The organism is Maridesulfovibrio frigidus DSM 17176, assembly GCF_000711735.1.
GTDB classification, from domain to species: Bacteria; Desulfobacterota; Desulfovibrionia; order Desulfovibrionales; family Desulfovibrionaceae; genus Maridesulfovibrio; species Maridesulfovibrio frigidus.
Map to the genome: position 1 here is coordinate 348,759 of NZ_JONL01000003.1, position 24,057 is coordinate 372,815.

Here is a 24,057-nt window from a genome sequence, read left to right on the forward strand (position 1 = left end):
TGCATCAAAATCTTAATGTTTTTCTTTGTCCTTTGCTGAGCTTACAATTTAAGAGGGAGCTGGTTTTGGCTATTATCCTGATTACTATTTCATATTTGCTTCTTGCCGCTCACAGTGTGCGCGGCGGAGATTTTGGCCTTGCCGCTTTCTTTGTCGGTTGTTTAGCTCTCGCAACGACCAAAGAACGCTGGGCGGGAGTTGTTACCACTGTGGTCCTTGGCGCAGGCTCATTTATCTGGCTTATGAAGGGCGCAGAGCTCATCCATATGCGTATCGGTCTCGGCGCAGATTGGATGCGTTTAGGCGCGATTATGGGCGCGGTTTTTGCCGTAACCCTTTTTAGTGCTGCTCTTTCTTTTGCTCCCGCAGGCAGAAAAAGGTTCACACGTGATTCTGAAAAAATGTGGTTTAAAGCAGCAATCTTTTTGCTGACTGCCGTGCTTCTTGAGCTGACCCGCAGTAAGGCTCCATTCCCCGTATTATTAGTAGATAGGTTTTTCCCTGGTTGGGGCAGGGCTGAGATATTCCTTATCGCTACCTACGCTTCGTGGATTGGTGGCAAGATGTTTATGCCGGACGGGGCCAAAAGAGTCCGCCCTTTGATCTGGGCAATATTCTCTGGTGCTTTCTTTTTGCAGCTAGCCCTCGGCATTTCCGGATTCGATAAATTTTTGATGACTGGTAATCTGCATCTTCCTGTACCTGCACTTATTGCGGCAGGCCCCGTTTTTCGCGGAAGTGGTTTCTTTATGCCGATTCTTTTTGCCGTATCCATTCTGCTTGTCGGCCCGGCGTGGTGCAGTCATCTCTGTTACATCGGTGCATGGGATGATCTAAGTAGCCGGATCGGTGGCAAGCGTCCTGATGCAAAATTTCCTCACGCGCTTATCTGGGCGCGTTTGATTCTTTTAATCCTTGTTATTGCGGTTGCGTGGGGACTCAGAACCATAGGTGTTTCCGGTTTTGACGCGTTTGTATGGGCCGCCGTTTTTGGTGCTATTAGTTTGTTTGTCATGTTTATATTTTCGCGCCGCATGGGAATGATGGTTCATTGCACCGCATTTTGCCCCATGGGAATAGCTGGCAATATACTTGGCAAGATTTCACCTTGGAGAATGAAAATTTCCTCTGATTGCAATCAGTGTGGCAAATGTAGTAAGGTTTGCAGATACGGAGCCTTGCGAAAAGTAGATATTCAAGCTGGGCGCCCAGGGCTTTCCTGTACCTTATGCGGCGATTGTGTTGCTCCTTGCGCGAGTGGATGCATGGGATACAAACTTCCATTTGTGTCTTCTGATTTGTCCCGTAAAATTTTTCTAGTTATTGTCATATCTTTGCATTGTTTATTTTTAGGTGTTGCCAGAATGTAAATGGTAATTATTATTAATAATGTCCAACTGATAGTGCTGTCAGTAAGGATGAAATAAATTTGTGATAATAGTATAATCTAAACCGTAGATGTGATATGGGTAAATCTAAATTGCCCCCTTTTATCTTAAAAAATAAAAAGGATAAAATTATGAGTCGTACTGTAGCTATTGATATTGATGCATGTATTGGTTGCGAAGCTTGTGCTGAAGAATTTCCAGAAGTTTTTACCATGGGCCCCGCCAATATTCCTCAGGTGTATAACCCCGAGGGTGCTGACGAAGAAAAGATTGAAGAGATTATGGATTTGTGTCCTACGAACTGCATCATTTGGGAAGATTAATTAAAAATTAGAGCTTTTGACTTGGATCAAATACTTCCGATGGGTCTCTGCCTATTCTGCAATCAACGAATAGGAAAACAACTTACCTGAAAAGGAGAAAAATTATGTTTTGTAATCAGTGTGAACAGACAGCGAAAGGCACAGGATGTACCGTAAAAGGTGTATGTGGTAAAACCGATGAGACTTCAGCAATTCAGGATCTTCTGATCCGTGTTCTTGCAGAGCTAGGAACTGTAGCAGTTCAAGCCCGTGAAGAAGGCATCGAAATCCCTTCAGCTGTGAATCGCCTTACTGCCGAAGCTGTTTTTTCAACTCTTACTAATGTAAACTTCGACGACGAAAGATTCATCCCTATCGTTAAGAATGTTGCTGCAGCAAGAGACGAACTCGCTGGAAAGCTCAAGGGCGGATGCTCTTGTGACGGAGCTACTAAAATTGGTGCAACTGCTGCTGAACTCAGCAAACAGGGCGCAGCTTTCTCAGTAACTTCATTTGATGAAAATCCAGATCTGCGTTCACTAAAGCAGATTCTTATATATGGTCTTAAAGGTGTAGCTGCATACGTTGATCACGCTGCCATTCTTGGTCAGGAAGATCCTGCAGTATTCGTATTCATGCACGAAGCTCTAGCTGCTTCCCTCAAACCACTTGGAATGGAAGAGCTTGTCGGCCTTTGCATGAAGTGTGGTGAAGTTAACCTTAGAGCAATGGAACTTCTAGACGCTGGTAACACCGGAACTTACGGTCACCCAGTTCCTACTGAAGTACCTCTCGGCGCAAAAGCTGGAAAGGCTATCCTTGTTTCAGGTCACGATCTGAAAGATCTTCGCGCTCTTCTTGAGCAGACTGAAGGCACAGGAATCAACGTTTACACCCACGGTGAAATGCTTCCTTGTCACGGATACCCTGAGCTCAAAAAGTTCAGCAATTTCCACGGTCACTACGGAACAGCATGGCAGAACCAGTTGAAAGAATTTGCTGAATTTCCAGGCGCAATTCTTATGACAACTAACTGCATCCAGAAACCTTCTGAAAAGTACATTGGTGACATTTACACCACTGGTCTTGTCGGATGGCCTGGTGTGACTCATGTTCCTAACAATGACTTCAGCGAAGTTATTGCTAAAGCAAAAGAACTTCCTGGTTTCCCTGCTGATACCGACAACGGAACTGTTCTTTGTGGATTCGCAAGAAACGCAGTTCTTGGCGTAGCTGACAAAGTTATCGACGCTGTTAAAGCTGGCGCGATTCGCCACTTCTTCTTAGTCGGTGGTTGTGACGGTGCTAAGCCTGGTCGTAACTACTACACTGAGTTCGTTGAAAAAGCTCCAGAAGATACAATTATCCTTACCCTCGCTTGTGGTAAGTTCCGTTTCTTCGACAAAAAACTCGGCGATATCGGTGGAATTCCTCGCTTACTTGATATCGGACAGTGTAATGACGCTTACTCCGCAGTCCAGATTGCAGTCGCTCTTGCTGGCGCATTCGAATGCGGCGTGAACGAGCTTCCTTTGTCCTTCATCCTTTCATGGTACGAGCAGAAAGCTGTATCCATCCTGTTGACCTTGCTCCACCTCGGAATCAAGGACATCCGCATTGGACCTAGTCTTCCTGCTTTCATCACACCGAACGTGCTGAACTTCCTTGTTGAGAATTTCAACATCATGCCTATCAGCACTCCTGATGAAGACCTCAAGGCTATCCTCGGATAGATTGTATAGCGAATAGACTTAATTACAGACTTAAAAAACGGCGGAGGAGGAACTTCTTCCTCCGCCGTAAAATAAACAAATTTTATCAGGTTTTCAGGTTTAGGAGATAAATTATGAAGGTTACAAGAAAGCTCATCCATATAGACGAAGAACTCTGTAACGGTTGTGGAGAATGTGTTCCCGGCTGTGAAGAAGGCGCACTACAGATTATTGATGGCAAGGCTAAACTAGTTGCCGATCTTTATTGTGATGGTCTCGGAGCCTGTCTGGGCGAGTGTCCTACCGGCGCACTTACTGTCCGGGAAGTTGAGACCGTCGATTTTGATCCGAATGCTGTTCGGGAACTTCTCGAAGGGCAGGGAAGAGCAGTGCCAGAGCACATGCCATCCCCTGAAAGTCTGAGACTTGGCGGAGAGCCTAAAGAAGTTCTAGAACCGATTGGCTGTGGCTGTGGTTGTTCCGGAACTAAGGTTGTGGATTTTAATCCCTCCAAGCAGGCTAAGAAACCTGCTGATGTTGAAGGCAAGTCTGTGGAGTCTTCTCTGACTCACTGGCCTGTTCAGCTTAGGCTTGTTCCGGCGGAAGCTCCTTTCCTTAAGGGGGCGGACTTACTGCTCACCGCAGATTGTGTTGCTGTCTCTATGCCCGGATATCACGAAAGATTTCTTCCTGGCCGCAAAGTTCTCATGGGTTGCCCTAAGTTTGATGACGTCGAACTTTACATCGAAAGACTCACCGCTATATTTGCAACAGCAGGTCTGAAGTCCATTACCCTTCTTGAAATGGAAGTTCCTTGTTGCTCCAGCATGAGCAAGATTGTTGCAAAGGCTCTTAAGAATTCAGGTGCTACTATCCCAACTGAGAAGATCATTGTAGCCCGCTCAGGTGAAGTTATTTACAAAGGTGGCTTGGCTCAGCCAGTTAGTCTTTAATTATCGGAACTATCTTGATTTGTTGCTAGGTAACATTACTTAAGCAAAACAATCATAAGCTTCCATGTGTTTAATATGAAACGGGCCCGAAAATTATTTCGGGCCCGTTTTTGTGTTATAGCGGTATATTGCTTTCTTAATATAGCGCATAGTGAGTAGCTTAAGGGGTATAAAATATATTATTTGGCAGTTAACAAATTTGGTTAATTTTACTTAACCCCCTCCCCAGTAAGTCTATGGAGGGGATTTCTTGTTTTATGTCGTAGTTGTCTTATCAAATTAGAGCGTTTAAAGTGGGGTGCAACCTTAAATATCGTTTTTGTTAAATAAAATAGAAATACTTTCTAATTTAATGCATGTTTTACAGTATAGGTAAAATTAGTCTAATTATAATGATTTATCTTTCATTATAAAAACTATATTGTCATAAAAACAACAAAAACAGTCCGTCTGGATGATAATCAAGGATGCGGTTAATGGATGCTTCTCTTATAGATATACTTTGGATTCTCATCTGTGCGGCTTTGGTTTTTATCATGCAGGCTGGTTTCATGTGCCTTGAATCCGGGCTTACAAGGTCGAAGAACTCAATTAACGTGGCTGCTAAAAATCTCGCTGATTTTGTTTTTTCTGTATGTGGATTCTGGGCCGTTGGGTATGGCCTTATGTTCGGGGCTGAATATGCAGGGCTGATTGGAACCGATTCTTTTTTTGCAAACCTTGAATCTACACCTTATATGGTCGCTTTTTTTGTTTTTCAGGCTATGTTTTGCGGTACGGCTACAACTATTTTTTCCGGTGCAATTGCAGAGCGTATGTCTTTTTCAGGCTATCTAATGATAGCTGGAATTCTTGCTGTTTTTGTCTATCCGGTTTTTGGAAACTGGGCATGGAATGGACTTGAAACTGGAAAGCTGGCTGGCTGGCTCGGAGCCAAAGGTTTTGTAGATTTTGCAGGGTCTACAGTGGTTCACTCTGTCGGTGGCTGGGTTGCTCTTGCGGCTTTGCTCGTCGTTGGTCCTAGGCGCGGACGTTTCGTTGACGGGGTGGCGCAGGAAGTAAATGCTTCCAACTTGCCAATGTCCGTACTCGGAACGTTACTTTTATGGTTTGGTTGGTTCGGTTTTAACGGTGGTTCCACTTTAGCCATGAATGGGACCGTTCCCACAATTATCGTTAATACTCTTCTGGCTGGTGGCGCTGGATCTGTAGTTTCTTTATTAGTTGGTTGGTTTGAATGCCGCACTCCTAAAATTTCATATATGATAAACGGCTGTCTTGGCGGCCTTGTTGCTATTACCGCGAACTGTCATGTTGTTTCGGCTCTTGATGCGGTCATTATTGGATCCGCAGCCGGGCCGATATGCATTTGGGCGGAAAAGACTCTTGAGCGGTTTCAGATAGATGATGCGGTGGGCGCTGTCCCTGTTCATCTGGCGTGCGGAATATGGGGAACATTAGCCGTAGCCTTGTTTGGGGATACGGCACTGATCGGAACTGGACTTAGCATGTTGGAGCAGCTTGAAGTTCAGGCGCTAGGAATATTTGCTGCTTTTGTCATCGCTTTTGTCATCCCTTACATTTTGATTAAGATCATTAACCGCTTTATTCCTCTCAGAGTATCCAAAGAAGACGAGGAGGTCGGTCTAAATATTTCAGAGCACAATGCGAGAACAGACTTGCTTGATCTGTTTGCGGCTATGGAAGTTCAGGCTGATACGCAGAATATTTCTTTACGCCTACCTGTAGAGCCTTTTACGGAAGTCGGGCGCATTGCTCGTTGCTATAATTTAGTAATGGATGCGCTTGAAGAGAGTGTATCTAAAACTGAGGCTGTAATTAAATCTGCCACCGATGGGATTATTACTTTTTCGCGTGACGGTTTTTCTATTTTGCATGCAAATCCCCGAGCTATTGAAATGTTTGCTCTTCCTGGCGGAGAAGCACTAAGTTCAGTTCAATTCACAGACCTTGTGAGTGGAGATGATAGTATTTCACGAGGCAGGGTCTCAGAGTCTTTTTTTAATTCACAACTACTTGAGCTTTCGGGGAATAGTGCTGATGGTTCAACTTTTCCTGTTGAAACTGTGATTACTCCGGCTAAAGATATGCCGTTCTATGTCGCCATTATTCGGGATATTACTGATCGTAAGGCTGCAGAGTTGGAGATTTGTACTCAGCAGGCATATTTTCGCCAGTTGTTTGAGAGCTCTCCGCAGGCGATTGTTTTAATAAATACTGATGGTAAGATTAAGGATGTTAATAAAGGTTTTGAGGATCTTTTCGGAGCATCAAGAGAGCTGGTTTTAGGGTTTCTTAACCGCAGTATTGTTGTTCCTGATCATCTACAGCAAGAAGCAGCTCAGTTTAATGAAACGGTACTTTCCGGTCGTCCTGTCGATAAGGAAACCTTCCGAAAACATAAAGATGGACGGCTCATTCCTATTCACGTGCTTGGATATCCAATCGAAGTTAACGGCGAAATTTCCGGTATTTATTATATTTACAACGACATAACAGAGCGCAAAGAATTTGAAAATCAGCTTGCACATCAGGCTTTTCATGATGCTTTGACCGCACTACCGAATCGGGTTCTTTTTACTGAAAGACTTAACCGGGCCATAAAAAGGTCTAAACGTAAAAGTGATCACAATTTTGCGGCAATGATGCTCGACTTGGATCGTTTTAAATGGATCAATGATTCGCTTGGACATCTTGCCGGAGATAATTTCCTCGTAGCAATTGCCAAGAGATTAAAGTCCTGCATTCGTGAAGTTGATACTGTTGCTCGTCTCGGTGGTGATGAATTTGGCATAGTTATAGAGGATTATGGGTCTTCCCGCGAAATAATTGAAGTGGCTAAACGTATTGAAAATGCTCTTGAGCAGCCAATGTTGCTTGATGGAACAACTGTTACATCAAGCGCCAGTATCGGTATTGTTTTAACCACCAAAGATTATACGGACTCAGAAGATATTATGCGCGATGCTGATATAGCTATGTACCGATCGAAAGAACTTGGACGCGCTCGTTTTAAAGTTTTTAATAACAGAATGCACGAGCAGGTTCTGAATGAAGTAGAGCTTGAAAAGGATCTGAGAAAAGCAATTGAAGAAGAAGCCTTGTCTCTTCACTACCAGCCCATTGTTGTTGCAGAAACAGGCAGGCTGACGGGGTTTGAAGCATTACTGCGCTGGGATTGCCCAGAGCGTGGAATGGTTTCTCCTGATGTTGTAATACCTCTTGCGGAAGAAACAGGGTTAATTGCTCCCATTGGCAAGTGGGTTTTACAGAATGCCTGCTCGCGTATGTCTTCATGGGTAAAAGAAACCGGGGAACCGGATCTTACAGTTAGTGTAAACTTGTCATTTAAGCAGCTCTCTCAGTCTGACTTTGTAAGTTTTGTTGAAAAGACCCTATACGATTCGGGGTTGCCTGCTAAAAACTTAAAGCTTGAGTTGACGGAAAGTTGTTTGATGCAGAATCCTGAAGAAACAATTCCAAAATTGACAGAGCTTCGCGCTCTTGGGGTGCGGCTTATTATTGATGATTTTGGAACAGGGTATTCTTCTTTGAATTATCTACAGAGTTTTCCAATTGACGGGCTTAAGATTGATAGATCTTTCATTTCTGCGGATAAAGCCGGGGAAAATAATGTTGAAATTGTCAGAACAATTGTGAATATGGCAAAGAGTCTTAATGTGGGTGTTGTTGCTGAAGGTGTGGAAGAGAGTGGACAGCTTGAAATGCTTAAAGGTATGTCGTGTGATGAAATTCAGGGATTCCTGTTTTCAAAGCCAGTAAGTGAAGATGATGTTCATTCTCTGATATTAAGTTTAAAAAAAGATGAGAAGTAGACGGTTTCAAGGTTATAAATATCCGCTTAAACAAAAAGCCCTTCACAGATAATCTGTGAAGGGCTTTTTGTTTGGTGATCTATAAGGACTATTCAAGAATATTTTGCTCAAATCCAGGATGAATACCGCCTTGCTGTGGTGCGTAGCTCGGCTGAATGCTGGTGCGAGCATTGCTCGATTCTGGTAGAGGGCCGGAAGTGTTAACAAGCGGGAGAATTGACCCTCCATCATTAAATGGAAGCAATGATCTTGTTTGACCATTAAGCGGTACAGTCCAATCCCACGAGCCTAAAATCTCACCATCGTCAAGGGTCGTTATGGCTGCAGTCATGTAAATTAGCTCCGGTCCTACAGTGTATGCTCCGGCAAGGGTGCATCTTATAGGCGCTGGACCATCTTTATCCGCACTCTGGGTTGAAAACTTTGAGTTGTCGGCAACAACTGCAAACCCTTTTTGAGCTATGCGCGAAGCCACTTGTTCCGTAGTTATCTGCGCGAAGTCTGTTTGAAGGGCGCTTCCGCGGATCCTAAAAACATTTACCGTAATTGGTGATCCCGCGGGGAGAATTTCTTCTAACTGTCCGGAAATCTTGTCTGCGGCTTTATAATTAATTTCGATCAATGGAGTTTCGTCCACATTAAAAAAGTCGCCTGTTGTGGGCCTTTTGCCTACGTAATTAATAGTGGCTTCCTGTTGTTTTGCGCAACCGGGAGCGATCATTAATATAAACAGTGCTGATATTATGATACAATTTTTGCCTTGCATGAAAAGCTCTCCGTTTCAGACATATAAAATTTCGTGAGTAATCCTGTCGTTAAATTGAATGCAACGTGGATGCCATACATCAAAAGATGCATTATGCCAGCGCATTAAAAAATAGTATGTTCACACTTTTTTTTTAAAAGGACGAAACTGCTCAATTTTATGACTTATCACGCCGATATTTAATCAAGACGGGAAATAATTTCACGTACAAGGGCAGACATTGCCACAGAAGATTTTGAAGCTTGTTCAATAACTCCTTCGTGAGTTGTTTCAGCCATGCAGTCAGGTAGATTTTTATTGGTCAGGCAGGCAATTCCCATCACTTTCATACCCATATGGACAGCCGTAACAGCTTCGATAGCTGTAGACATGCCGACAGCGTCGCCGCCGAGTAGTTTGAACATGCGGGTTTCGGCCGGAGTTTCAAGATTCGGTCCTGATAGCTGAATATATACACCGCGCTCAAGACGGACAGCAACGGCTTTGGCTGCTTCAATAGCTGTGGCTCTTAAGTCTGCACAGTAAACTTTGCTCATGTCCGGGAATCTTAGGCCCCACTCTTCGTAGTTATGGCCCGTTAAAGGGGATTGGCCTGTGAAATTTATATGGTCGGTAATGAGCATGAGATCTCCAGCATCAAAATGAGGATTGATTGCTCCTGCTGCATTGGTTATGAAAACTTTTTTTATGCCAAGTGTTCCCATTATGCGTATGGTTATACATGCTTCCGCTGCGGTGTAACCTTCATAAAGATGGAATCTTCCACTGAAAACGAGTACAGGTTTTTTGTCCATAAACCCGTATATTAAGCGTCCGCTGTGTCCTTTGACTGTGGACTGTGGCAGGCCGGGTATTTCGGAATACGGTATTTCGATTGCATCATCTAATTTTGCAATGGCTTCGCCGAGTCCTGAACCAAGAATTATTCCGATGGTATTCGCTTGAAAATTATCTATCTTTTCTAGTATATGACTGGTAATAGTAGATGTTAGGTCAGGGGAGGTCATAGTTTCAAACTCGTAGTTTTAGGGTTGATTTATCATGTACATGCAGGGCATAATTACCCGCTGGACTGTTTTTATTACTAACTTAAAAGAGAATGGGATTCTATGGATTTTTCCACTTTAATCGGGATGCTTGTCGGGCTTTCTCTTGTAATCGGTGCGATTTTCATGGGCGGGGCAGTTGATGTTTTTGTTAACTTGCCAGGCATGATGATTGTTATTGGTGGAACTCTTGCGTCTATCTGTGTTGCTTTTCCTTTCGAGGAAGTGATTCAGGCTATGGTTGCCGGCTTTAAGGCCTTTGCTTCAAGAAAAGTTAAGGTCAATGAAGTTGTTAACATCATGGTTAAAGTTGCAGAGATCAGCCGCCGCGAAGGGCTTATCGCTCTTGAGAATGTTCAGACTGAGAATGTTGTTCTGAGGAAGTCTTGCCAGCTTATTGCTGATAATGCAGACCCTGAACTTATCCGTACTACTCTTCAGATCGAAATTTCTGCTATGAAAAGGCGGCATAAAATTGCGCATGACGTATATAAACGTCTTGCCGGTTTAGCTCCTGCTTTCGGAATGCTTGGAACTCTTATCGGTCTTGTGCAGATGCTTTCCAATCTTGAAGACCCCAAAAGCATAGGGCCTGCCATGGCCGTTGCTATTTTGACTACTTTTTATGGCTCTGCTCTAGCTACAGTGCTTTTTATTCCCATCGGGGCCAAGCTTAAAGCCCGCACTCTTCAGGAACAATTGCATTTGGAAATTATTTTTGAGGGTGCGAAATCTATTCTTGAAAATAATAACCCGCGCCTTGTTTATGAAAAATTGTCCTCTTTTCTGGCTCCTAAAGACAGAACTGGAGAGTAGATTATGGGTGATCAGCTTAAATCATCACTATTGCCTGACGATATTGAAGAAGAAGATGATTCAAATGAGTGGATAACTACGTTTGCAGACTTGTGCATGCTTCTACTTGTGTTTTTCATTTTGCTTTACTCTATGTCTGAAATTGATGCTAAAAAGTTTGATGCAACATTTCAGTCCGTCACTAAAGCCATAACAGGCAAGCTCGATAAGATCGCCACGAGTAGAGTTTCACGCGAAGAAGCTGGAGCCATTCTCAATCAGGTTGTGACTCGCAGAGAGATTATTAAAGCGCAGCGAAAAGTTTTTGAAGATGTGAAGTATCTTCAGACGACTAAGGGTGTCGAAGGGATTATGAGTGCCAAGTTTGAAGATGGTAAGATTATTATTAAACTGCCGTCTGATGTTTTATTCAAACCTGGAGATGTTACTCTCAGCCCTAAGGGGCGTGCGGCTATTTCTGCGCTTAAAGACTTTTTTATTTCCCATGCTGACCAGTACATTAATATTAAAGGCTATACTGATGATACCAATCCCGGAGCCGGAAGCAGGCTGAAGGATAACTGGGAGATCTCATCTTTGCGAGCTGTTAATGTGCTTAGATATCTAATGAAAATAGGTATTAAACCCAATAGATTGACGGCTACAGGTCTTGGGGAAATGGACCCTCTTGTACCGAACAATTCTGTGCGTAACCGTCAGCGTAACAGGCGGGTTGAATTTATTTTGGACAAAATGATGACCGGACCTTAATGGTCTGGCAATTGAGTTAACTGCGTAACTGGTTGAATATAGGGTGGTAGTAAGATGGATTTTTCTTACGAGAGTTCTAATAAGGCTAGGGGGGCTTTCCGGACCAGTGTTCCGGGGCTTGCTATTAAGGTTGAGGGGTATCCTGAGCCTTTTAGTGTTAAAGATTTCAGTGTTAACGGATTGGCTTTTTCCGCTGGAGATGTTGATTTTGAGGTTAATACAAACCTTGAGGTAGACCTTGTTCTGGGGAAGAAAGAGATTCTTGTCGGGATAACTCTTGGGGTTGTCAGGAATATCGGAAAAGGGCTTATGGGATGTGTTTTTGTTGATCTTGATAAATATCAAGAAGAACGTCTTGATAAGTTGGTTCTTGAGATTCAAAAGCGCATGATATTACTGCGTAAGAAGAAAGGCGCATCCTGATTTAATCAGGTGTAAAATTATTATCAGGCGGTATTTCACCAGTGAATAGTGGCGAGCATAGGGTACTTATAGCTAATAGAGGTGAAATAGCGATTCGCATTACTAAGGCGTGTATTGAGCTTAACCTCAGTTTTAGCTGTGTTTATACCGATGCAGACCGCGATAGCGGGCATGTCCGCTTTGCACGTGAAAATGGTGGAAGTCGGTCATTGTATTGCATCAGCTCATATAGTGATGCCAATGAAATTTTCAGTGTAGCTGATAGTTGCGGTGCTACAGCCATTCACCCCGGATACGGCTTTTTTGCAGAAGACTTCCGTTTTGCCAGACGTGTTGCCGAAAGAGAAAAGCCTCTTATTTTTATTGGTCCGTCATGGTGGATAATCCGTGAATTGGGCGATAAAATAAACACAAAGCGTCTTGCCCGTAGTCTTGGGGTTCCGACTATTCCCGGCTCTGATAAACCTATTTATAATGAACTTGAGGCTGTTGAGTTTGCCGACAGCCTTTTTGCTTTTCAGAAAGAACAGGGGTTCAAATTTTCCGCTATTATGGTTAAAGCCTCTGCTGGTGGCGGCGGGATGGGGATTGAGGAAGTTACTGATCCTGATGAATTTCGTTCCGTGTTTAGGCGCATTCGTAATTACGCTAAGAGACAGTTTAATGATGAAGGCGTATTAATCGAGCAACGCATTTATGGTTTTAACCATCTCGAAGTTCAAATAGTATCTGAACGGTCCGGTAAAAAACATGTTCATTTTGGAACCCGCAATTGTTCAATTCAAAGTAGCGGAAATCAGAAAAGAATTGAGGTTGCTCCGGGGTTTGCTTCAGAAGATATCCATTATATTTTTAATGCCGCCAGTGTATTAGATTGCATTACATCCCATTCCCTCTCGATGGCTCGCGAAGTTGCTTATGATAATGTAGGCACTTGGGAATGGATTGTGACACCAAGAGGCGAACCTTTTTTGATGGAAGTCAATACACGCATTCAGGTTGAAAATGGAGTTTCGGCTGCTATCTCCAACATCAGCGGGCAGGGTAAAGTAGATATCGTGCGCGAGCAATTGCGGCTCGGGCTTGGTGCGGACATGGGGTATTCTCAGCAGGATATTATTTTGAAAGGTCTTGCTCTAGAATATCGCATTATTGCAGAAAACCCAGATCGTAATTTTGCACCGTGGGTTGGCACTATCGAAAAGTTTGGCTGGGTTGCAGAGGATTGGCTGGAAGTTTTCACTCAGGTTCCGACTGATTGTGAATATGAAATACCTACAGAATTTGACCCTAATTTAGCTCTTGCAATAATTCGTGGCGACTCTTTGGACCAGCTTCGGAAAAGGGGCATTGAATTTTTGGAAGGGTTGGAACTGCGAGGGGCAGACCGGGCAGGTCTGCAGTTACAATCTAATATTTCTTATTTGAAAGATAAAACAGCGTTGATTTTAGAATTTTAGGCTTTAATTTGTGAATGTAAACTTAAGTCAGGGCGCAAATGGATACTGATAAGCGCTTAGATGCGCTGACCAAACGATTGGATTACATTAAAGACATTTTCAAAAACAATGAAAATGCAAACGTCACCATGCTCAGCTCTGAACTTGGTGAGTGTAAACTGTCGCGCTCGAAAAATTATATTCAAGATTTAGATCGTGCACTTACCAGACTTGAAGATTTGTTCAGTTTTTTGGAAGCTAAGCTGGAAAAAGAACTGACTCCGATGGACAAGGTTCGCATTGTGCGCCATCCGCAGCGGATTTGCCTGAATGATATTCTTGAAAATGTTTACGATAATTATACTGAACTTGGCGGGCTTGGTGAAAACAGCATCGATCCAGCGATGGTTATAGCTCAGGCTTGTATCGCAAGGCGGGTCGGTAATAAAGTTGTGAATCAGCCGGTTATGGTTATCGGGCAGGAAAAAGGGCACGGGCAGGAATTCCGTAATGGTGGATCTGTTAAGCCGTGGGGAAATGCTAAAGCGCTACATTATATGAAGGTTGCTCAGGCTGAGGGCATACCTATTCATACCTATATTTTTACTCCGGGGTCTTATCCTATTGAAGATTATCCCGGTGCCGCGCAGCAGATTGCTAAAAATATTTATGAGATGGGACAGATAAATGTTCCAATCGTAGCCGTCATTTCCGAGGGCGGATCAGGCGGAGCTGAGGCCATTGGGCTCGCGGATAAAAGGCTTATGCTTTCGCACGGATACTATTCAGTCATTTCTCCCGAAGGGGCTGCCGCAATTGAGGGAAACCCCCGTACAGGTCAGCGGGTAACCGAAGCAATGATTGCCAGCTGTGCGAAAAAGCTTTGTATTACCGCTGAAGATAATCTGCGTATGGGGTATGTTGATAGAATTATTAACGAACCTATTCTCGGAGCAAGACCGTACAATTATGATTTTTTTAGAGTGCTGAGATCGGAAGTTATTCGCGCAACTAACGAAGCGTGCCTATCTGTGAAAAGGGTCAAATTTTTCAAGGCAATGGCTATTCGCCGTAAAAGAGCTCAGGACGGGAAAGAATTATTTGTGCGTTGGGCTCTGAACAGCGGAGCGCGGAAAAGGCTGGTTGATAAGCGTCACTCTAAGTTCCGCGAATTGTCGACCTCTGCGTATATGGATAATCGTTCACTAATGCTGAAATTGGGTACGGCCTTGCAAGGTGTTGCATGGTCTACTAAATCATGGCTTTTGTACGATTTTGTCGGACGCGGGGCACGCGCAGCAAAGCAGGGTGTAGAAGGGATTCAAGCTGAGGTCTATCAGATAAAAGAAAAAGCGTCCGGCCTACTTAAAAAGGATAATGGCTCTGATCCAGTTGGGAATAATATTTCTAGAGAGGCAAGAGATAAAATTTTGTGCCTCTCATCACCTGCTCAGCAGGGGGCATGTCTTGAGGATGGAACTTGGAAATATCGCAGCCCTCAATCTATTGTAGATAGAACGTTCAGCTGTCCGAATAGTGCGGACGAAGGGTGCCTTGATTTATGGGGACCTGACCTTTTTGGAGATTTCGGTGGAGTTTGCATCACGTGCGGTCATCATTTTAAAATGGAATATCAATGGTATCTGTATAATGTTTTCAATTATGCTGAAGGATTTGAATTTAATTCCGGCATAGAGGCCGCCAATCCACTTGATTATGAAGGATTCGATCTTAAGTTAGATGAGGTTCGTAAAAAAACTGGTCTTCGTTCGTCCTGCATTACTTTTGAAACACGCATGGACGGGATTAATGCTGTGGTTATTTGTATCACCGCACCGTTCAGAGGTGGTTCTATAGGGGCTGCTGAAGGTGAAAAGATTATTCGTGCAGCGGAAAGGGCGCAACGTAAGCAACTGCCACTTATAGCTTATGTTCATGGAACCGCTGGTATTAGAATTCAGGAAGGTACTCACGGTGTGCTGCAAATGCCGCGCTGTACAATGGCGGTGCGTAGATATATGGATGCCGGGGGCCTTTATTTAGTTGTGTACGACACAAATTCGTACGGAGGCTCTGTCGCAAGTTTTCTTGGGTGTTCTCCATATCAGTTTGGTATCCGTTCTTCGAGTATTGGTTTTGCCGGACCACGCGTAATTACTGAAACAACGGGGATTAAAGTTCCTCCGAATTATCATAATGCGTGGAAAGCTCTTGCCAGAGGGCATATACAAGGAATATGGGATCGCAGGGAAATGAGCAAAAATGTACAGCAATCCCTCTTGACCATGGGGGGTAGAAACCTCTACTACCGTTAGCAGAAAGTTGATCCATAATTGCCGAAAGTTGGCAGAGAACAGAAAATAATTCGAGGTTTATATAATGTTAAATATTAAAGAGCTACTTGAAGAGATAAAAGCATCCCCTTATGAAGAGGTTGAAATATCAGTTCCGCATACCGGAATAGTTGAATTTTCTGATCTTAAGGTTGGAGATAAAGTCAGTGGGCCGACTGGAGAATGGAAAGAAAAACCAGGTACTGTGCTTGCGAAACTCACCAGAGAAAGGAACACAAAGGCTATTCCTGCTCCCGAGAAAGGTGAAATTGTTTCTATCAGACATGATTTAGAAGGAAAGTTTGTTGAGGCTGGAGAGGTCCTTTTAAAGATTCGCCATTTTCTCTCGAAAGAAGAAGTGATACAGCTTATCCTTAAGAAGGCGCTTTTCCTTTTCAACGCACCTGAGAAGGCTAAATATTATTTCACACCTGAAATTGATACAAAGATTAAAGGTTCCGGCGAACGTTCCGTGAAAGTCCGCGATGGCCTTGAACTCTTTATTGTATCCCGTATGAAAAGAGAAACTCCTTTGAATTACACTGGGCCTGAAGGCATTATTTACGCTGTATATTTTCACAATGGCGATAATGTTGACGGTGGACAGGCGCTTATCGGAGTTTGCCCTGAAGACCAGCTCAAGCATATTCAGGATGTTGTGAACCGTATTCAGAGTGAATGGGAAGAGAGAGATTAAACTTTTTGAGACTTAACCGAGAGAGGTGTTCGTATGGGAAATGTACTTCAGATAAGAGTCATGGCTAAAACTTACGATGAATCTCAGGTTGATAAGAAATGGCCTTTATTGGTGGCTTTGGCTTGGGCGGAGCCTCGGGCCAAGGGGCGGTCTCACGGAGTAATAGAGCTTGTTGAAGACCTTAAGGATAAGTTAGAGCTTGGTATGCTTTCTAAAGCGGAAGAAGAGCTGCTCGGTGAGTTAATTAGAAAGAGTTTCAATGTTAAGCTGCGTATCGAAGACGCGCTTGGTGACTGGAAGGCTTCAGAAGCTAATACTGCCAGTTTTGATCTCGAAGATTTGCTCGATGAGTTAGAAAAGAAAGTTGTAAAAGATAAATAGTAAATATAGCAATTACAATAATAATTAAAGAAATATTCAATATTACGGGAGCTGCAAATGGCTGGAAGCATGAACAAGGTTATTTTGATAGGACGTATTGGACAGGATCCTAAAATTTCATACACAACTTCCGGTCAGGCTGTTGCAAACCTGTCAGTTGCTACTGATGAAGGTTACAAGGATCGTAATACCGGACAGAAAGTTGATAAAACTGAATGGCATAGAATTGTTGCATGGCGTCAGACTGCAGAGTTTGTAGGCAAATATTTGTCTAAAGGCCGTCTTGTAATGGTTGAAGGAAAGCTTCAGACTCGTAAATGGCAGGACCAGAATGGTCAGGACCGTTACAGCACTGAAATTGTTGCAAACAACATTCAGGGGCTTGATAGCAAGCAAGGTGACGGCAACTATCAGGGACAGCAGCAGGGGCAGGCACAAGGTCAGCCGCAGCAGCAGGGCCAGTATAACCAGCAGCCTCAGCAGAACCAGCAAGCTCAGCACAATCAGCACAATAAGCAAAATCAGCAGAATCAGGCGGGGCAGTACAACCAGCAGCCTCAGTACAATAATGCTCCCCAGAATGGTGGAGATTCTCAGGAAGAAGATCTCGGGCCTGCATTTCCTTCTGAAGCTAGCGGGATGGACGAAGTACCATTCTAGGGAATCAGCTAAGAAGTTAATTGCATCCGCTTCTTTTGGGGTGTGATTTTAGTTCAAAACATATGTGAGTATTAGAAGAGGAAGGCATTAGCCTTCCTCTTTTTTTGTGCAATATTGAAGGTGAGAAATATTATAATTTGTTGGTTTTTATTTAGCTGATTTGTTATCTTAAAAAATGATGGGCCTGTTTTGATGATTTAAAAATGACGTGAGACTTGAGTGTGCATAATGTTACACATGGTAAGACAAACGCTGCGAACTGTCGTCTGAGATGTCTTCTATAGGATGCGGATTGCTTATGCAGATTAAACAACTGTTCCGACACTGGGCCTGTTTATGTTTTGCTCCTGGGGAATTGCTGCGACATAATTATGATGCGTTTAAATCTTTATTGGATTATGACGCGACAGCTTTGGAACTTATTGCAGATATCGAAGATGTCTTTTATGGTAAAAAGTTAGCTGATCATCAGCATGTTGTGTGGTTGATGTCCCAGCTTTCTGTTGCTGTAAAAGGCATGGTTGATCAACTTTTTGAGATGAATCCGCTACTTGCGAAAGATCTGCAGGATGTTTTTGAATCTATTAATTCTATAGTTAGTCTCGCCATCACGCAGACTCTTCCTGAATCATGTCCTCCTTATACTTTTTCGCTTCTACAGGCATCTTCATTTCCAGAATTATCCGGTGGAAAGGGCGCGAATCTTAGCCATGTTGCCATGCTTAGAGATATTCAGACGCCTCCTGGATTTGTTGTCACTTCCAATGCCTTTAATAAGTTTATCCAGTTTAACGGGCTTGAAGATGAAATTGAAAGTCGGCTTCGGCTGATGAAAATCAGTGATCGCAATCTTCTCGCTAAACTTACCCTTGAAATGCAGGAACTCATCTTGGCTGCTGATGTTCCTCCAGAAGTGGCTGATTCAATTGGCTTGGCCTTGGCTAAGAATATTCCGTCAGGAAGTCTTATTGCTGTCCGTTCAAGTGCTCTTTCCGAGGATAGTGAGATTTCGTTTGCTGGACAATATTCAAGTGAATTGAACATCAAACAGTTTGACGTTCTTGAAGCATATAAGCGGGTGCTGGCGGGGAAATATTGCCCGCGCGCGGTATCTTATCGAATTTCGAACGGGCTTTCGGATGATGACACGGCTATGGCTGCTCTTATTATCCCTATGATCGATGTCCAGAATGCTGGTGTTGTCTACTCCAAAAATCCCGAAGAAGCTGGCTGTTGTGAGAATATCTGCGTTTATGGCGTGCAGGGTATGGGAGATAGCTTGGTTGATGGTAGCATATCACCTGCTAAGGCAGTTCTGTCCAGAGATTTTGAACCTTCCTTGATCAGCAAGGAGCAGACAACCAGCGATGCTCTTCCTTCCGAAGGTGCTCTTACCGAGTTAGCTCGTATCGCAATGCTTCTTGAGAATTACTTTGGTGGTCCGCAGGATATTGAATGGGCAACGGATCAACAGGAAAATATTTTTGTTTTGCAGACACGTCCTTTGCAGGGAAATCACGGAGAAGCTTGTGCGGAGCATCCTCCTTTAGTGGTAAATTCTATTGTTAAAGATCTTGAACGGGCGTCGCTGGGAGTTGGTTGCGGTGAAATTTATTTTGCGAAAACAGGTGAGGACTTCCCGCGCATTCCTGAAGGGGCGATTGTTGTCACTCCTACGCTTAGCCCAGCTCTTTTAATGTTTGTTGACGTTATGAGTGGGGTTCTTTCTACTACAGGCAGTAGAGCTAGTCATTTCGCTTCAGTAGCTCGTGAAAACGGTCTTCCTGTTTTAGTGGGGGATGTTGCAAACCTTTTTCAGGCTGGGCAAATTGTTACGGTGGATGGTCTTGAGGGGGCTGTTTATGATGGTTGCGTCGAGGCCGTTTTAACTCGTTCCCGCACTGGAAGGGCGATTTATCCACGGGTTATCGAGCTATATTCCGACATTGTTCCTTTTGTGTGTAAACTTAGTCTTACTGATCCGGAGGCAGAGGATTTTTCCGCTAAAGGGTGTCGCTCTTTTCATGACCTTGTTAGGTTTTGCCATGAGAAGTCCACTCGTGAAATGTTTTTGTCTGTTGATAAAAAAGGGTGGGGGATGGGAGCTTCTAGGCTTCTCAAGAGTGATTTGCCACTGGTTATGTATATTCTTGATCTCGGAAAGGGCATTAACTCAGGCGCGGTTAGGGATTCTATTACTCCTCAAGATATAACAAGCGTTCCTATGCTCGCTTTGTGGCGGGGATTATCAGATGCACAGGTTAAGTGGTCAAAAGAATTAACGCATATTGATTGGGATGAGTTTGATCGAATTTCGTCAGGCATATTTAGCCTAGAATCTAAGGTTCTTGCCAGTTATGGAACTGTTTCAGATGACTATCTTCATTTATTGATTAGGTTCGGCTATCATTTTTCAGTAGTGGATTCTATTTGTGGGCAGGACGAAAGGCTTAATTATATAAAGTTTAGATTTAAGGGTGGAGGTTCGGGTCTTGATAACAAGGTCTTTCGCCTTGAATTTATTAGTCAGGTTCTCGATAGTTATGGATTTGAAATTAACATTCGTGGAGATATGCTTGATGCTGTATGTCGCAGAATGAGTGAAAATGATACTTTTGTCCTTCTCGTTCGGCTGGGGTATTTGCTGGCTGTTACGCGGCTTATGGATATGCGGCTTGAAAGTACAGATCAGGTTGCGGTAGAATTTACGAAATTTATGGACCAAGTGGAGGAGCTTGATGGAAACCATGATAAGTAAGCCTGCCTATAATTTGACATGGGTTACGGAGCAACTTGCGATAGGTTGCGCTCCTATGAGCTTTGCTCAGCTTGAGTCTTTGGAAGATCAGGGGATTAACGCTATTTTAAATTTATGCGGAGAGTTTTTTGACTTACATAGCATTCAGATGGAGGCCGGTTTCGACGTTCATTATCTTCCCTTAGACGATGAAGATGCCCCCGGTCTTATCGAGCTTGAAAAGACTCTGGAATGGCTGGACGAGGCCATTTATATCGGCAAGAAGGTTCTGATTCATTGCAGGCATGGTATCGGGCGGACTGGAACTGTGCTCAATGCATATCTTTTGAGGCGGGGATTAGGGCATAGGTTGGCGAGCAAAGCTCTTAGCAAACTTCGGGCAAAGCCGACGAATTTTGCGCAGTGGTGGGCTATTAGGAAGTATGGCCGCAAAAGCCGCAAATTAAAGATACGCGAGCCGCATTTGGAGTTCAAACGGTTGGTCGACTTAGCTCCTTTTTTTAGTGATTATGTGAGGTTGATAAATAGTATCGAAATTAAAGCTGTAGCAAATCCAGGTCATGAACAGTGCGGATTGGATCATAATCTATGCTGCAAGACTCCTATACGTCTTACATTGGTTGAGGCTGTGCATCTTAGTCATTCCATTAACTTGGAGCTTACTCATGCCGAACGGATCGAAGTTATTCGAAAGGGAGTTGAAGCATCCAGATTAGAAAAATCAGCTGCTAATGATTTGATATCCGAAAATAACTCGAGAGAATATTGTCTGTCTGATTCAGAAGCAATTTGTCCGCTTCTAATGAATAAGTATTGTATGCTTTATGATAATCGTCCGCTGCAATGCCGTACGTTTGGTGTGGATCTTTCTGATGATGGGAGCTTGTGGGGTGAGTTTTTGGAACCTGCGCTAAATAAAATTTCTTCGGAGATATGGTTTGCTTATACGGGATCTATGAGTGGTATTAAAATGCCGCTTTTTTCTTTGCCGGATGTTGTTTCCGGTAAGTTCATTGAGTCATTGTTCAAATGTATGATGGACGAAGGTTTATTGGATGAATAAAAAAGGTAGGCCCCGCTAATGGAGACCTACCTTTTTTTGTAAGCTATGGGTGTGAACAGATGGTGCTGTCTTTAGAGCGCTTCCGACCCGGACTCACCTGTACGAATGCGAACTACTTCATCAACGGGAGTAACGAATATCTTCCCGTCTCCAACCTGACCTGTTCGTGCTGTTTTTAGAACGGTCTCAATTGTTTCATCAAGCATTGATTCGTCTACAACAACTTCAAGTTTTATTTTCGGCAGAAAATCTACTTGATATTCCGCACCTCGGTAAACTTCTTTATGTCCGCGTTGACGTCCAAATCCCTTAACATCGGTGATGGTCATACCTTTGATGCCAATTTCGCTTAAGCTTTCTTTCATCTCATCAAGTTTAAACGGGCGGATTATGATTTCAATTTTTTTCATGAATTATCCTAGATTATACTAATTGAAGATTAGTGCTGGTAAGCGCCTTCGTTGTGCTCACTGGTATCCATACCTTCTTCTTCTGATTTTGGATCCATACGAAGCGGTGAAACTGCGTTAATCGCTTTAAGCAGTATGTAACTGACTATCAGAGTATATCCGCCTACAATGGCTATACCCTTAAACTGTGCGATAAGGAGAGATGCTTCTCCGAATATTAGTCCGTTTGCTCCGCCTGGATTAACCTCCAGTGAAGCGAAAATTCCAAGACATATGGTTCCGATCAGTCCACCTACACCGTGGATACCTACAACGTCGAGACTGTCATCATAGCCCAGTCTGGATTTAGCCATGACTGCGGAATAACAAATTAACCCGCCGAGCATACCTATGATCACAGCTGAGTTAGGACTGACAAATCCTGCTGCCGGAGTAATTGTTGCAAGCCCTGCGATTGCGCCTGAAGCTGCGCCAAGTGATGTCGGTTTGCCGCTGTGGTACCATTCAATGCCGCACCATGCAGCCATTCCTACCATACCTGCTATATGCGTGGCTACAAAAGCTCCGGCTGCGATGCCGTCAGCTGCAAGTGCGCTACCACCATTAAATCCAAACCATCCGAACCATAGTAAACCAGTTCCGATAAGAGTCATAGGGAGATTGTGCGGAATAAACATACGCTTTCCGTAGCCTGTGCGAGGCCCGATGACAAGGCATGCTACAAGTGCTGCGACACCACAGGTGACGTGGACAACAAGCCCGCCTGCGAAGTCTAGAACCCCCATTTCCGCAAGGAATCCGCCGCCCCATATCCAGTGACAGACTGGATTATATACAAGGATCGACCAGAGTAGACTGAATACTATGAATGGAGCAAATCTGACGCGTTCTGCAAATGCGCCAGTGATAAGGGCAGGTGTAATGACTGCAAACATGCATTGGTAGATCATGAAAACTGTCTGCGGTATTGTTGTTGCGTAAGTTTCGCTTGGAGCCCCTGTTACACCGTTCAGTGCAAAAAAAGACATGTCGCCAATAATTCCGTGAAGGTCTGGGCCGAAGGACATGGAATATCCTACGTAGATCCATTCTATACTTATGACTGAGATCATAATGAAACTTTGCATAATCGTCCCAAGTACGTTCTTGCCGCGAACCATTCCCGCGTAAAACAGAGCCAAACCTGGCGTCATGAGCAGGACTAAGGCTGCTGAAACAAGAATAAACGCGGTATCACCACTGTTTATCATCTTTTTCACTCCTAATGGGTCAGCACAAAGTCAGACCTCTTTAACTAATTATTGACGTATTTGAAATGGATATAGAGGTATATAACAAAAATGTACCATGCTTTGCATTCAAATTTGTAGAAACCTACAAATTCGTGACAATTCTGTCAATAGTTATCCGTGGTCAGCGGGTGATTGGCGAGTAAATTGATTTTAACCGTAATAACGGTTTTAACTGGGGTAATTACTTCTATATCAGTCAAAATAAGAGGGTATAATGAGCTTTTACGACATAAGTTACAAAAATGTAGCATCTGTATTGAGCTCTAGAGATAGGTGGGGAGGTGAATAGTTTTATACTTGTAAAAAAATGCGGGACATCGTCAAGGGTGGTGGCGGAATAGGAAGGAGATGAAGTCTTAAAATTAGTTATTTAGAGAACTCTGGAAAGTGTTTTTTGGTAAGGGAAGAAGCATCTTGAGTCGCCATAATTGCTGCGAAATCGCTAGTGAACGGTTTGAGTTCATCTATAAGAAAGGGGACGGTTTCGGTGCATGCTTTGGCTGAGGAAAAAGATTTGGTACTGTTGCCTGACGGAGGAGTTTCAGAGATTGGTGTGCTCTGGTATATTTCACAGGAAGCTTTCCACGCAACTTGTAGGTCGCGATACGCATATCGGTATTCGCGTAGGCTTGTATAGTTTTCACCGCGAAGCATGAAAGCTTCGGCCTTGGTCAGCGGCGTAGCGCCTGAATCGATAATTCCTGATAGGTACTGGACGGCTTTTTCATATTCTTTTTCATTAGTAAGCTCAATAGCATGATCAATCGATCCACCAAACATAGCGCACCCAGAGAGGAGTATTGAAATGAAGCTAAGGAGTAGTCCATTTCTAATTTGAGGGATCAATTGTACTCGTAATATTTTCATGGCTTCTCAATGTATGTTATTTATAGTGCTGTTTTGTGCACAAATCAGCCGTGATTAACTGAACGCGATAAATTATCTCCGAGATTTGGTTTAATATTTGTAATATAGTCTTAGGTAAGATGTCAAAAGAAAGCCCCGGATTCG

The 24,057-nt window shown here is 43.5% G+C and carries 20 protein-coding genes; 15 read left to right on the forward strand and 5 right to left on the reverse strand.

Translation table 11 applies throughout. The features are described from left to right. Positions 1–65: 65 nt before the first annotated feature. The 5 genes from BR06_RS0108855 to amt all read left to right on the forward strand — a co-directional run bounded on the left by BR06_RS0108855 (position 66) and on the right by amt (position 8,212). A complete protein-coding gene (locus BR06_RS0108855) occupies positions 66–1,370 on the forward strand; it encodes a 4Fe-4S binding protein (RefSeq protein WP_031482113.1) in 1,305 nt (434 codons plus the stop codon). A gap of 149 nt (positions 1,371–1,519) precedes the next feature. Further along, positions 1,520–1,711, forward strand: a complete 192-nt coding sequence (locus BR06_RS0108860; RefSeq protein ID WP_031482114.1) for a ferredoxin — start codon at positions 1,520–1,522, stop codon at positions 1,709–1,711. A 104-nt stretch (positions 1,712–1,815) separates the two neighbouring features. Further along, the gene (hcp, locus tag BR06_RS0108865; protein WP_031482115.1) at positions 1,816–3,423 is read left to right on the forward strand and encodes a hydroxylamine reductase; all 1,608 of its coding nucleotides are present in this window, start codon (positions 1,816–1,818) and stop codon (positions 3,421–3,423) included. Positions 3,424–3,536: 113 nt separating this feature from the next. Then, entirely contained in the window at positions 3,537–4,355 is an 819-nt protein-coding gene (locus tag BR06_RS0108870) for an ATP-binding protein (protein ID WP_034602946.1), read from the forward strand. A 476-nt stretch (positions 4,356–4,831) separates the two neighbouring features. Continuing rightward, the gene (gene amt / locus BR06_RS0108875) at positions 4,832–8,212 is read left to right on the forward strand and encodes an ammonium transporter (RefSeq protein ID WP_031482117.1); all 3,381 of its coding nucleotides are present in this window, start codon (positions 4,832–4,834) and stop codon (positions 8,210–8,212) included. Between the two features lie 88 nt (positions 8,213–8,300). Here the strand turns inward: amt and BR06_RS0108880 are convergent, their stop codons facing one another. Continuing rightward, the gene (locus tag BR06_RS0108880) at positions 8,301–8,978 is read right to left on the reverse strand and encodes a hypothetical protein (RefSeq protein WP_031482118.1); all 678 of its coding nucleotides are present in this window, start codon (positions 8,976–8,978) and stop codon (positions 8,301–8,303) included. A gap of 179 nt (positions 8,979–9,157) precedes the next feature. Next, positions 9,158–9,985 (reverse strand): purine-nucleoside phosphorylase, encoded by an 828-nt coding sequence (locus tag BR06_RS0108885; protein ID WP_031482119.1) that lies wholly within the window; start codon positions 9,983–9,985, stop codon positions 9,158–9,160. Between the two features lie 102 nt (positions 9,986–10,087). Between BR06_RS0108885 and BR06_RS0108890 the strand changes: the two genes are divergently transcribed. From BR06_RS0108890 to BR06_RS0108935, 10 genes are all read left to right on the forward strand, one after another. After that, positions 10,088–10,840, forward strand: coding sequence for a motility protein A (locus BR06_RS0108890; RefSeq protein ID WP_031482120.1), 753 nt, complete (start codon positions 10,088–10,090; stop codon positions 10,838–10,840). A 3-nt stretch (positions 10,841–10,843) separates the two neighbouring features. Then, positions 10,844–11,590 (forward strand): OmpA/MotB family protein, encoded by a 747-nt coding sequence (locus BR06_RS0108895; RefSeq protein WP_031482121.1) that lies wholly within the window; start codon positions 10,844–10,846, stop codon positions 11,588–11,590. Between the two features lie 54 nt (positions 11,591–11,644). Further along, positions 11,645–12,013, forward strand: a complete 369-nt coding sequence (locus tag BR06_RS0108900) for a PilZ domain-containing protein (protein WP_031482122.1) — start codon at positions 11,645–11,647, stop codon at positions 12,011–12,013. Positions 12,014–12,054: 41 nt separating this feature from the next. Continuing rightward, positions 12,055–13,473 carry an ATP-binding protein gene (locus tag BR06_RS0108905; RefSeq protein WP_031482123.1) on the forward strand — a complete coding sequence of 473 codons (1,419 nt, stop codon included), beginning with the start codon at positions 12,055–12,057 and terminating at the stop codon, positions 13,471–13,473. A 38-nt stretch (positions 13,474–13,511) separates the two neighbouring features. Further along, entirely contained in the window at positions 13,512–15,767 is a 2,256-nt protein-coding gene (locus tag BR06_RS0108910) for a carboxyl transferase domain-containing protein (RefSeq protein ID WP_031482124.1), read from the forward strand. Between the two features lie 64 nt (positions 15,768–15,831). Continuing rightward, positions 15,832–16,482: a hypothetical protein gene (locus BR06_RS0108915; protein WP_031482125.1), complete on the forward strand. Its 651-nt coding sequence runs from the start codon at positions 15,832–15,834 to the stop codon at positions 16,480–16,482. A gap of 33 nt (positions 16,483–16,515) precedes the next feature. After that, positions 16,516–16,863 carry a hypothetical protein gene (locus tag BR06_RS0108920; protein WP_031482126.1) on the forward strand — a complete coding sequence of 116 codons (348 nt, stop codon included), beginning with the start codon at positions 16,516–16,518 and terminating at the stop codon, positions 16,861–16,863. A 57-nt stretch (positions 16,864–16,920) separates the two neighbouring features. Beyond that, complete coding sequence (locus BR06_RS0108925) at positions 16,921–17,523, forward strand: single-stranded DNA-binding protein (RefSeq protein WP_031482127.1); 603 nt, start codon at positions 16,921–16,923, stop codon at positions 17,521–17,523. 298 nt (positions 17,524–17,821) lie between these two features. Then, positions 17,822–20,281 (forward strand): PEP/pyruvate-binding domain-containing protein, encoded by a 2,460-nt coding sequence (locus BR06_RS0108930; RefSeq protein WP_034602947.1) that lies wholly within the window; start codon positions 17,822–17,824, stop codon positions 20,279–20,281. Then, on the forward strand, positions 20,271–21,344 hold the full coding sequence (locus BR06_RS0108935) for a phosphatase domain-containing putative toxin (RefSeq protein WP_031482129.1): 1,074 nt from the start codon (positions 20,271–20,273) through the stop codon (positions 21,342–21,344). Before BR06_RS0108930 ends, BR06_RS0108935 begins: the two co-directional genes overlap by 11 nt. Positions 21,345–21,415: 71 nt before the next feature. Here the strand turns inward: BR06_RS0108935 and BR06_RS0108940 are convergent, their stop codons facing one another. From BR06_RS0108940 to BR06_RS0108950, 3 genes are all read right to left on the reverse strand, one after another. Then, on the reverse strand, positions 21,416–21,754 hold the full coding sequence (locus BR06_RS0108940) for a P-II family nitrogen regulator (RefSeq protein ID WP_031482130.1): 339 nt from the start codon (positions 21,752–21,754) through the stop codon (positions 21,416–21,418). 29 nt (positions 21,755–21,783) lie between these two features. Continuing rightward, positions 21,784–23,004, reverse strand: a complete 1,221-nt coding sequence (locus BR06_RS0108945; protein WP_031482131.1) for an ammonium transporter — start codon at positions 23,002–23,004, stop codon at positions 21,784–21,786. Between the two features lie 408 nt (positions 23,005–23,412). After that, the gene (locus tag BR06_RS0108950) at positions 23,413–23,913 is read right to left on the reverse strand and encodes a hypothetical protein (RefSeq protein WP_031482132.1); all 501 of its coding nucleotides are present in this window, start codon (positions 23,911–23,913) and stop codon (positions 23,413–23,415) included. Positions 23,914–24,057: the final 144 nt, after the last annotated feature.